This window comes from Alcanivorax sp. HI0083, assembly GCF_001635175.1.
In genome coordinates this window covers 1-9,166 of the sequence record NZ_LWFX01001034.1, presented here as the reverse complement: position 1 = coordinate 9,166, position 9,166 = coordinate 1, and the positions used below count along the sequence as shown (strand labels likewise).

The window sequence follows — 9,166 nt, the reverse complement described above, 5'->3', positions numbered from 1 at the left end:
TTTCGACACGCTGCCCGCCCACTTCCAGCCAGGCGCTGTCATTGATATAACGGAACCCATAGGGCAGCTGGTCGATAATTCTGCCGGCGTAAAGCGCATCGGAGTGGTTGTTCGTCAGGTTGATGCTATAGGCGAGCACATCCCCCACGGCGGCGCTGTCTTTCTCCACATTTTTGTCCAGCACCAGAGTACCGGCCGTGGTATTGGCGCTCGGGTCCAGCGGAATATTCACAAACACATTGGACGTGCCCAGCAGGAAGGCACCGTTGTTGCTGCCCGCTACCCTCGCGGCTTTGCGCCCGACCGGCGCCTGATAACCTTCCAGGCCATAGGAGCTGTCATTCACATTGGAGAAAAAACTTCCGGCTGCTGCTGGAGACATGGTTGACGGGAAGCTGTAGCCCGCCGGCGGGATCACATCCAGGTAGTAACAATGGCCGGGGGTGGCAAACGGATATTGATAATCCCCCAGCACAGAAGTGTTATCCACGTTAGAGGTATTGGTGTTTTCTCCGTCCAGGCTTTCACCGGTAAAGGGATCGGTACCCACTTCATAATCGCTTTGCGCCAGGTCAGCACAGCTGCCTGCGCCACTAGCGGATAGCGTTTGCCGGGACTGGTACAGGGTCACCTGCGCACCGCCTACCGGGTTACCGTTACTGGAATCAAATACGGTTCCTGCCGGGTCCACCGCCGCCACATCAGACACCACTTCGTAACGCTCCACGTTGCCAGTGGGCCCATAGATCGGCATCTGGAAACGGGCAGTCAAGGTATCGCGGGCCTCACTGCGCAACGCACAGGCTTCATCCAACACCTGACTTGTGGTGGTATCACTGTCGAACTCCCGCGCCTGGGAGGTATTCGCGGTGGAAGGGCACTGGCGGCCATAACCGTTTTCATCCGCGCTGAGCACAAACGGGCGGATACTGCGGAATACGCCCGAGTCCGGCTTCGTCTCACGCATGACTACGCGCAAGGAGTCACCGGTCAGGGCCGACTCCACCGTCACGATGATCAGGCGCTCACCGGAGGGAGTACGCTCCAGGAACTCCCGCCGGGTCGGGGACTGGTTGAGCTGTGAGGCGTTCAGGCGCAGGTAGACGCCATCGGTGAGCACTCGATTGTTTTCAGCCGGCAACAGCGCATACATATCTGCCAGCTGGAAATCACTGTCTTCACTGTGCCGCGGCGCCTGCCCGGAACGTGACACCTGCGGCGTGGGGCGCTCAAACACCAGTGTCGGACGAACCGAGCCCGCCAGAGTGTTGCAGACGGTATTACTGGAAAAATCGTCCGTGCCATCGCCATCGGTATCGACTACGGCCTGGTTGTAAATCCGCGTATTGCTGGTCAACCCGGTGCCAACCTGCACACCGAACGTAAAGCCGCCGGACTCATTGGATTCCATGGCCGACGCGGGTACCAAAACCCCAAAGCGGTCCACGGGTGTTGACGGTGACCACTGATCAAAGCGGATCCATTCATCATCCGCATCCCCGGAACGGTGCACCACCGCGACAGATTGAATTGGCGAGATACCGGTAGCACTGCCCGGGCGTAACTGCACGTTGGCCGGCAAGGCATCTTCCAGCATGACGCCCTGCTCTACCTGACCACTGATCAGGAAGCGTCGCTCTGCCGGGGCGCTGCTGCCGGTATTCGTATAGCTGATGCTGTAGTCCAGCGATTGCCCTTCCTGGGCAGGGTTATCACAGCTCTGGCTGCTCGACTTGGTCAGATTCAGGAAGGCACCGGAGGCCACCGTGACACTGTCTTGCCCGGAGTCGAACACATCAACATCCGTTTGTGACTCGGCCAGTACCGATACTCTCAGCACATCATCCTGACCTTGCCCGGACGCCACCGTGCCAGCCACCACGAGGGAAAGTGACGCCCCGGCAGGCAAGCTCACCGGCGCCGTAATTTCCGGCTCACCGGCATCGACCACACCGTTGCCGTTCACATCTTCATACAGGCGCAAGTTCAGCAGATCACCATCATCGCCGGCACTGTTCACCGCCGTCAGGCTGTAGTCATCGTCCACATTGCCGGTATTGGTCAGAACATGGGGCAGGTTAACGTGCTGGCCGGCGGCCACGGTCAACGCATTGCTGTTACCCAGCAGCACATCACGGTATGGCGCCACAACAAGCTGGGACACATTGGAGCTCTGCGTTACCACCTGCCCGGTGAGCGGGTTCAGGTAGCGCACCTGGGCCTGGTTACGCAGCACGGTACCGGCCGAGGTCGCAGCCGCAATGGCGCCGCTGGCAATCGCCAGCAGCGTCATTACGCTGATTGTCCAAACCCCGATCCGCTTCAATTCACGATGTCCTGTCGTTCCCATGCGGTGCTTGAGCACCTTTTTTTGACCGCCCCGGCGATCATGTTTTAAGAGCTTTCTCAGGCGTTGCGCACAGCGCCTGAGAAAGCTCTCCCCCTCCCCCACAAGGGGAAGAGGAAGAGCCCGGGAGGGGCTTGCTTAGTTCACTCGCACACAGAACTGTGCTCTGGCGCTCTCACCCGCAGGCAACTCACCAATCTCCCATTTCACCTCTGGATCAGTGCCGGAATTGGCCACCGTGTTGTTATCCGAGTTAGCGGTCAGGAAAGTGGTATACGGGGTGGTTTCATCGGTGATGATCACGTTCTTCGCCGTGGCCGCACCTTCGTTGGTGGCCGTCAGGTTCCAGATCACACACTGAAGGGGCTCCACCTGGGTGGTTTGACTTGCAGCAAAGCCGGAATCAGGGATCCAGAGCGCGTCCGCACTACCGGTGTCACAACTGCAATCGGCATCGACGCCCGCCGCTTTGTCGAGGCGCACCTGACCGAGGATGACGTCCGTCACGTCAGTGGCCGTCGCCGAAGCTGCAGCTCCCGCACCGGGGTCGGTGTTGGTTGCGATCAGGCTCAATGTGTCCTGAGTCCCCAAGGCAGCTGTACCCGGTGCGAACACAGTCACCTGCAGTTCCACTTTCTCACCGGCGTCCAGCGTCAGCTCTGGCGCGTTATCGCCGTCTGCATCCACCACACCGATTTGCACCGGATTGCCCGCCTGATCACGTACCCACAGCTGGCCAGCCGTGGCCAGAGCAGCGACCTGGCTCAGCTCACGGTAATCGTCGGGAGCACCGTCGTTGTCGGTGTCCACATACAGCTGGGTGGTGTTGGTCCAGTCCGGCGCATTGGAGTTAGCTGCGCTCAGCTCAACAGTTTCAGCAGAGTTACCGTCGTTGGACAGTACGTGCAGGTAATCCACATTACCGCCGGGCTGTACCTGGTTGGCACCGTCTGGAGTGATGCTGATATCACGGTTGGCAACAACGTCTACCGCATCCAGCTTGGAATCGTTGATGCCGCTGTCAGAGGCGGAGACCACGGTGAAGGTCACTGGATAATCACCATCTCCATCCGTTGGGCTTGTGGCTGAGCCAGCCCCATCAACAGCGTCAGCACCAGTGTAATCCGCTTCGGCCTGGGCCACGTTGGAAGACACCTTGACTTCCGCGGTGTAGTGGTAAACCGCCCCGCCAGGCAGGTTTGGAGTGGCAGTGACCACGTTGCCTGCATTGGTAACGTTATCCAAGATGCCATCAGGTGGGCCGTCCGCCCCGTCACCGGTGTCGATACCCACTTCCTTGAATACCACGGACCAGCCGGAAGGCAGCGCAGAGCCGAGGAGGTAAGACTGGGGGTTACCGGATTCATTGGCGACAAACAGGCTGAAGCTGGTGGTTGCACCGGCCGCCGCTGAATTGGTGGTGATTGGAGTGCCTGCCATGTATTCATCTGCATCATCTGCACTGTCACCCAGGCCAATGGCCGTGGCGCTGTTGGCAATATCCACGTTTGCGGCAGTAATCGCTGCCAGCACACCCTGAGTGCTGTCATCGCTTTCGGCGGGGTCGCCAGCAGACGTGGCAGTGAGCGTGTAGGCATAGGGGCCTGCGACACTGGCCGACGCCGGCAGATCCGCTTTCACGGTAATATTCAGCGCATTCGCTGCACCTGGCGCCAGGGAACCAGTATCCGGGTTGCCGTCGCCGTTGGTATCGGTGATTTGCACGGTACCAGCCGCATTCCAGAAGCTGTAGGTGGTGCCCGCGGGGAAAGTGCTGCCCGCCGTATCCACGCTCAGTTCAAACACATCGTCGCCGTTACCGTTGTTGGTGATGGTGTGCTGGAAGTCCACCACGGCACCGCTGGCGGCGCTGGCGACGTTAAACACATCATCATCGGTGGTATCGGGGGCGGTTTCGGTATCGTCCGCATCCACGGCGTAGGTCTGACCGATCACGGTGGTGACCGTGTTGGACTTGACTGCGTCCTCAGTAGTGCCGTTGTCATCATCCAGATTGCCCTGAGCGGCAAAAAGGTTCTTTATCTCTGTGCCTGCCATCGCAGCCGGATCAAAGCTAACGGTAAACACCACAGACACAGTGGTATTTACCCCCAGGCTGGCATCAGTCAGCTGGATACCAGGAATGTCCGTTCCAGTAGAAGAACCATCCCCGTCCAGGTCCACACCCGGCTCATCAATTAAGGCCAGTGTCGCCGGCGTGTACATGGTGGTCGCATCCGCCGGGATGTTCTGGCTCGCACCCGTACTGTCTTGGTAGCTATCAGTAGACGCTAACAAGCCATTCACCGAATTGATTTCCACAAAGGTGGCATTGGCTGGCACGGCATCGAAGATATTTACATTCTGCGCCGCACTGCCACCATTGTTCTTCACCGTCAAGGTGTAGGTAATGGTGTTGTTAGAGGTATTGACAGATGCAGACTTGGTGGTTACCAGCACCGCATCGGTGGTCACCGTCACCTGATCGGTGTTGGTGTCGTTACCGTCTGCGCCGTTAACACCGTCAGAGTTATAGTCGCCAATATCGGCGTTGCTGCCGATATCCTGTACCAAGCCACCGTCATTGGCGTCGAAGCTGCCATCGCCCCGGGTCGAACGCACCAGCAAGGTGCCTTCGATGGTGGCGCCCGCTGCGGTTCCGGATGGAACCGGCACGGCCAGGATCAGCTCGACCTGGTCACCCGCGTCAACGCTCACAGACGTGGCGGCGCTTTCACCGGCATCAGGCTGACCATTGCCGTTGGCGTCGATAAACACCTGATAGCTACCCGCTGCGCCGGCACCATTCAGCCCGTCCAGGGTGAAGGTGTCGGTGGCATTACCGGTGTTTTTCAGGGTGTGGCTGAAGTAAACGGTTTCACCCGGCGCACCGGATTTCTTGCCGTCATTTTCCAACGTACCCGCATAGACTTCTGCAACGGTCACTACCGCTTCATTGGACTGTGCGGAGTAGCTGTTGCCGTTGGCATCTTCATAGGTAACGGTTGCCTTGTTCTTGATGTCCGTCCCTGCGTCAGTCAGCGCCCATGCTTGCCCTGCGGCAAACAGTAGACCCCCAGACACAAGGGATGCGGCCATTTTCGAAGACAACACGCCCTTGTTGAAGGCATGTTTCATGGCTTCATTCCTTTAATGGATTGTGTTTTGGATTACCCTCGGTTTCGAAAGCCTTGCGAGAGCGGCCCCTCGTTATTCACGAGCGGTCCGCCCCTCCCCATGCGGCCGATCGCTGACGATCAAGCCGCTCGCACAAGACTTCCCGGGATCTTTCGATCCCCCGTCTGTTTCTCCCGGTGCTACTGCACCGTTACCCGATAGCGATATTGCTGCACCTGGTCAGGCTGCAGGCTGCCTTTCGGCTGCCAACGCACCTGGGTGTAGTCGCTGGGAGAAACCTCGACGTTCTTGGACTGGCCATTTTCGCCAGTGACTGTTTTGGTTACCGGCTCAGCCTGAAAGCTGTCGCCGTTATCAATGCTGACGGTGAAATCGGCGCTCACCTGGGTGGCAGCACTGTCTTTGAGATAAACCGTGTTGGTAGGGATTGGGCCGGTGATTACCAGGCCGGAAAGCGGCTGATCGCTATTATTGGTGTAGGTAAGACGGTATTCGACAATATCTCCAGGGCTGGCCTGCTCAGCTTCAACAACAACTTCCTTGCCGTTTTCGTGAGTGACCAGGTAGGAGTCCATCTGACTGGACAAGGGTGCATCCGCCCACACAGCGGCAGACATCAGCACAGCCAAAGCCGAAATGATCCGTTTTTTCATGAATAAATCCCCGATACATCCAGGGCTTCGCCCTGATTTTACCTATACACCGACACAATGCGGCATACCCCAGTATGCAAAAAAAATCAAAAGCCCGAGTCACACACGCTCAGATAAGAATTAAATATTATGTGACCCAGCGCGCATTTTGCACATAAATCAGTCAATGTGTGTGAACAGAATGTAAAAAATACACAAAAAGAACACATTCAGCGCGAATCTCTCGCCTCATCTCTTTAAAAACAACAACTTACCGGGATCCCATCACTCCCGCCCACAAAAAAACCGCCAGAGGCGGTTTTTTTGTGCTTCAGCGAACGAGGACATCAAGGCCTGCCTTTCGCCCCGTTCAGGTAGCGGAAGAAATCACTGTCCGGTTCCAGAATCAGCACATCCTCGGGCTGATCGAAACTCTCCGAGTAAGCACGCAGGCTACGGTAGAAGCGGAAGAATTCCTTGTCCTGATTGTAGGCCTCAGCGTAAATCGCGGCCGCTTCCGCATCCCCTTCACCGCGGGAGCTTTGCGCCTTGCGATATGCCTGGGCCAATGTCTCGGTGCGCTGACGGTCTGCAGAGGCACGGATTTTTTCTGCCTCCTCACGGCCCTGGGAACGGTGTGCGGCCGCGTCTCGCTGACGTTCCGCCCGCATCCGGTCAAACACCCGGCCACGGACCTGATCCGGCCAGTCCACCTGCTTGACGCGAATATCCACCACTTCGATACCCAGATCTTCCAGGGTGGATTTGTTCACCTCATCACGCACCTGGTCCATCAACGCTTCACGCTGATCGTTGGCCACGCTGGGCACCGGAGAATCAGAATCGCTATCCGTTTTAGCTGCCTTGGCCTCACGGAGCACGGATTCATCCAGCTGGTCGGTTGGCACTTCCACCGTTTCACCGGTGGCAGGGTCACGGATAATCGCCTTGTCACCTTCCACTTTTTCCACGTCGCTCTCACCGGCCACTACCTGGAACACGGTGCGTGACGCGAATTCGTTACGCAGGCCTTCGTTCACACGGGGATCCAGCAACTCACGGGCTCGACGCTCCATCACCTGGGCATTGGAAGAGCCGCCCCCCACGCTGACGATATAGCGCTGCACGTTGCTGATACGCCAGATCACGAATGCATCCACGTTGAGCAGTTTCTTCTCGGCCGTCAGGAATGACTGGCTGCGCACGTCATAGACCAATGCGCGCCCGTCCACTTTCACCACTTCTTCCACCAGCGGCCATTTGAAATACAGGCCCGGCTCGATGTCAGTCTTGTCGATCCGGCTGAACTGCTTGAGCACCGCCTTTTCTTTCTGGTTAACGATGAAAAAGGAATCCAGCGCCAACAATGCCAGCACACCCAGAGCCAGCAGCGCCATCCATCCACGATTATTCATTAGCGCAGCTCCTGGTTTCGGTTGTTGTACAGGCTGCGACCGGTATTGCGGCCACTGCCACCATCATCTGCGCCGGCACTCGAGGTCGAGCCGGAAGACGTCGCGCTCTGGCTCGGCACCTTGACCTTGCCGTCCTGGTTATTCATCAACTTGTCCAGCGGGAGGTAAATCAGGCTATCACCCTTGTTCACGTCCACCAGTACCTTACTGGTGTTGCTGAACACCTGGGTCATGGTCTCCAGGTAGAGACGTTCGCGGGTCACATCCGGCGCCTTGCGATACTCGGTGAGCAAGTCGGTAAAGCGATTGGCATCACCCTTCGCTTCATCAATTACTTGCTGCTTGTAGGCAAAGGCCTCTTCTTCAATACGCTGGGCTTCACCACGGGCCTGGGGAATCACCGCATTGCTGTACGCTTCAGCTTCTTTCTTGAAGCGGTCTTCGTCTTCTTTCGCCTTGGATACATCATCAAAGGCATCACGAACCGCATCCGGCGCTTCGGTTTTATCCAGCACCACCTGGCGCAGCACCAGGCCGGTATCGTAACGATTCAGGTAATCATCAAGCCGTTCACGAACCTGTACCCGGATCGCCTCACGGTTATCCTTGAGCACATCATCCATGGAAGATGACCCCACCACATGGCGCAAGGCCGAGCTGGTGGCGTGTTCCAGAATTTCTTCCGGTTGCGCAACTTTCAACAGGAACGGGCGCGGATCGAGCACCTGGTATTGCACCTGCAAGGTCACGCTGACGATGTTGGTGTCCTTGGTGAGCATTTCCTCGGTGATTTCGTAGCGACGGTTCTGCCCCACATCCACCTTCTCGTACTGCTCCAGAATGGGCGCCCGCCAGTTCAGGCCCGGCTCCACGATGCGATCGAACTTACCGAACCGCAGCACCACGGCGCGTTCGCGCTGATCCACCTGGAAAAAGCCCATCAGGCCATAGCCGATAGACACAATGACCAGTGCGATGATCAGTACCGGCCAGGGAGATCCACCGCCGCTACTGCTTCCGCCACCGCCGGACTTGCCGCCTTTGCTGCCGAAAACATTGTTGATCTTGTCTTTCAGGTTTTTCAGGGCTTCATCCAGGTCCGGCGGCCCCTGGTCGCCACCACCACCCCAAGGGTCCTTCGGCTTGTTGCCGCCGGGTTCATTCCACGCCATGTAGATCTCCAGTCCGCCAGAACCAATGGGCTCCAGCCTAATGATGACTCGCGTTTGGCGAGCGTTCTGAATTGTAGGAAGGGGTGTCGTCACCTGCAACCACAGGGGCCGGAATTACCAGCTCTTCCTCTTTTAATCCCTGTTCACGAAGCAGGCGCTCAAAGTGCACCCGATTCACATTGATGCGCAGTAACATGCCGCCATCGGTGGCGGTCTGCTCTTCCAGCACCTCTCCAGCCTCATGCAAGCGTGCACGCAGACGCCCAGCAGATGCCGGCAATCGCACCCAGCAATCCACCCAGCCAGCCGCCAGCCGTTCCGCGATGGCTTCAAACAGCAGATCAAACCCGTCGCCGGTCTGGGCAGAAATCCACACACGCCAGGGCTGGCCATGCTCGTCTCGCTCAATGCGCGGGGCCTGGTCCAGGTTATCGACCTTGTTATAGACATGCAGCACCGGCA

At 57.9% G+C, this 9,166-nt stretch carries 4 protein-coding genes and 2 pseudogenes; all 6 read right to left on the bottom strand.

Annotated features, from left to right (window positions below):
- Positions 1-2,293 (bottom strand): annotated as a pseudogene (locus A3754_RS13230) (hypothetical protein); the annotation flags it as partial.
- A gap of 192 nt (positions 2,294-2,485) precedes the next feature.
- Positions 2,486-5,485 (bottom strand): DUF11 domain-containing protein, encoded by a 3,000-nt coding sequence (locus tag A3754_RS13225; RefSeq protein WP_063520066.1) that lies wholly within the window; start codon positions 5,483-5,485, stop codon positions 2,486-2,488.
- Between the two features lie 179 nt (positions 5,486-5,664).
- Positions 5,665-6,138 (bottom strand): DUF11 domain-containing protein, encoded by a 474-nt coding sequence (locus tag A3754_RS13220; RefSeq protein WP_063518607.1) that lies wholly within the window; start codon positions 6,136-6,138, stop codon positions 5,665-5,667.
- Between the two features lie 326 nt (positions 6,139-6,464).
- A complete protein-coding gene (gene hflC, locus A3754_RS13215) occupies positions 6,465-7,532 on the bottom strand; it encodes a protease modulator HflC (RefSeq protein WP_063520065.1) in 1,068 nt (355 codons plus the stop codon).
- Positions 7,532-8,704, bottom strand: coding sequence for an FtsH protease activity modulator HflK (hflK, locus tag A3754_RS13210; protein WP_063520064.1), 1,173 nt, complete (start codon positions 8,702-8,704; stop codon positions 7,532-7,534). Before hflK ends, hflC begins: the two co-directional genes overlap by 1 nt.
- Positions 8,705-8,741: 37 nt before the next feature.
- A pseudogene (locus A3754_RS27715) lies at positions 8,742-9,166 on the bottom strand (GTPase HflX); the annotation flags it as partial.

Coding starts and splice junctions, on each gene's coding strand:
- A3754_RS13225 (WP_063520066.1), bottom strand. CDS start 5,485: ATGAAACATGCCTTCAACAAGGGCGTGTTGTCTTCGAAAATGGCCGCA.
- A3754_RS13220 (WP_063518607.1), bottom strand. CDS start 6,138: ATGAAAAAACGGATCATTTCGGCTTTGGCTGTGCTGATGTCTGCCGCT.
- hflC (WP_063520065.1), bottom strand. CDS start 7,532: ATGAATAATCGTGGATGGATGGCGCTGCTGGCTCTGGGTGTGCTGGCA.
- hflK (WP_063520064.1), bottom strand. CDS start 8,704: ATGGCGTGGAATGAACCCGGCGGCAACAAGCCGAAGGACCCTTGGGGT.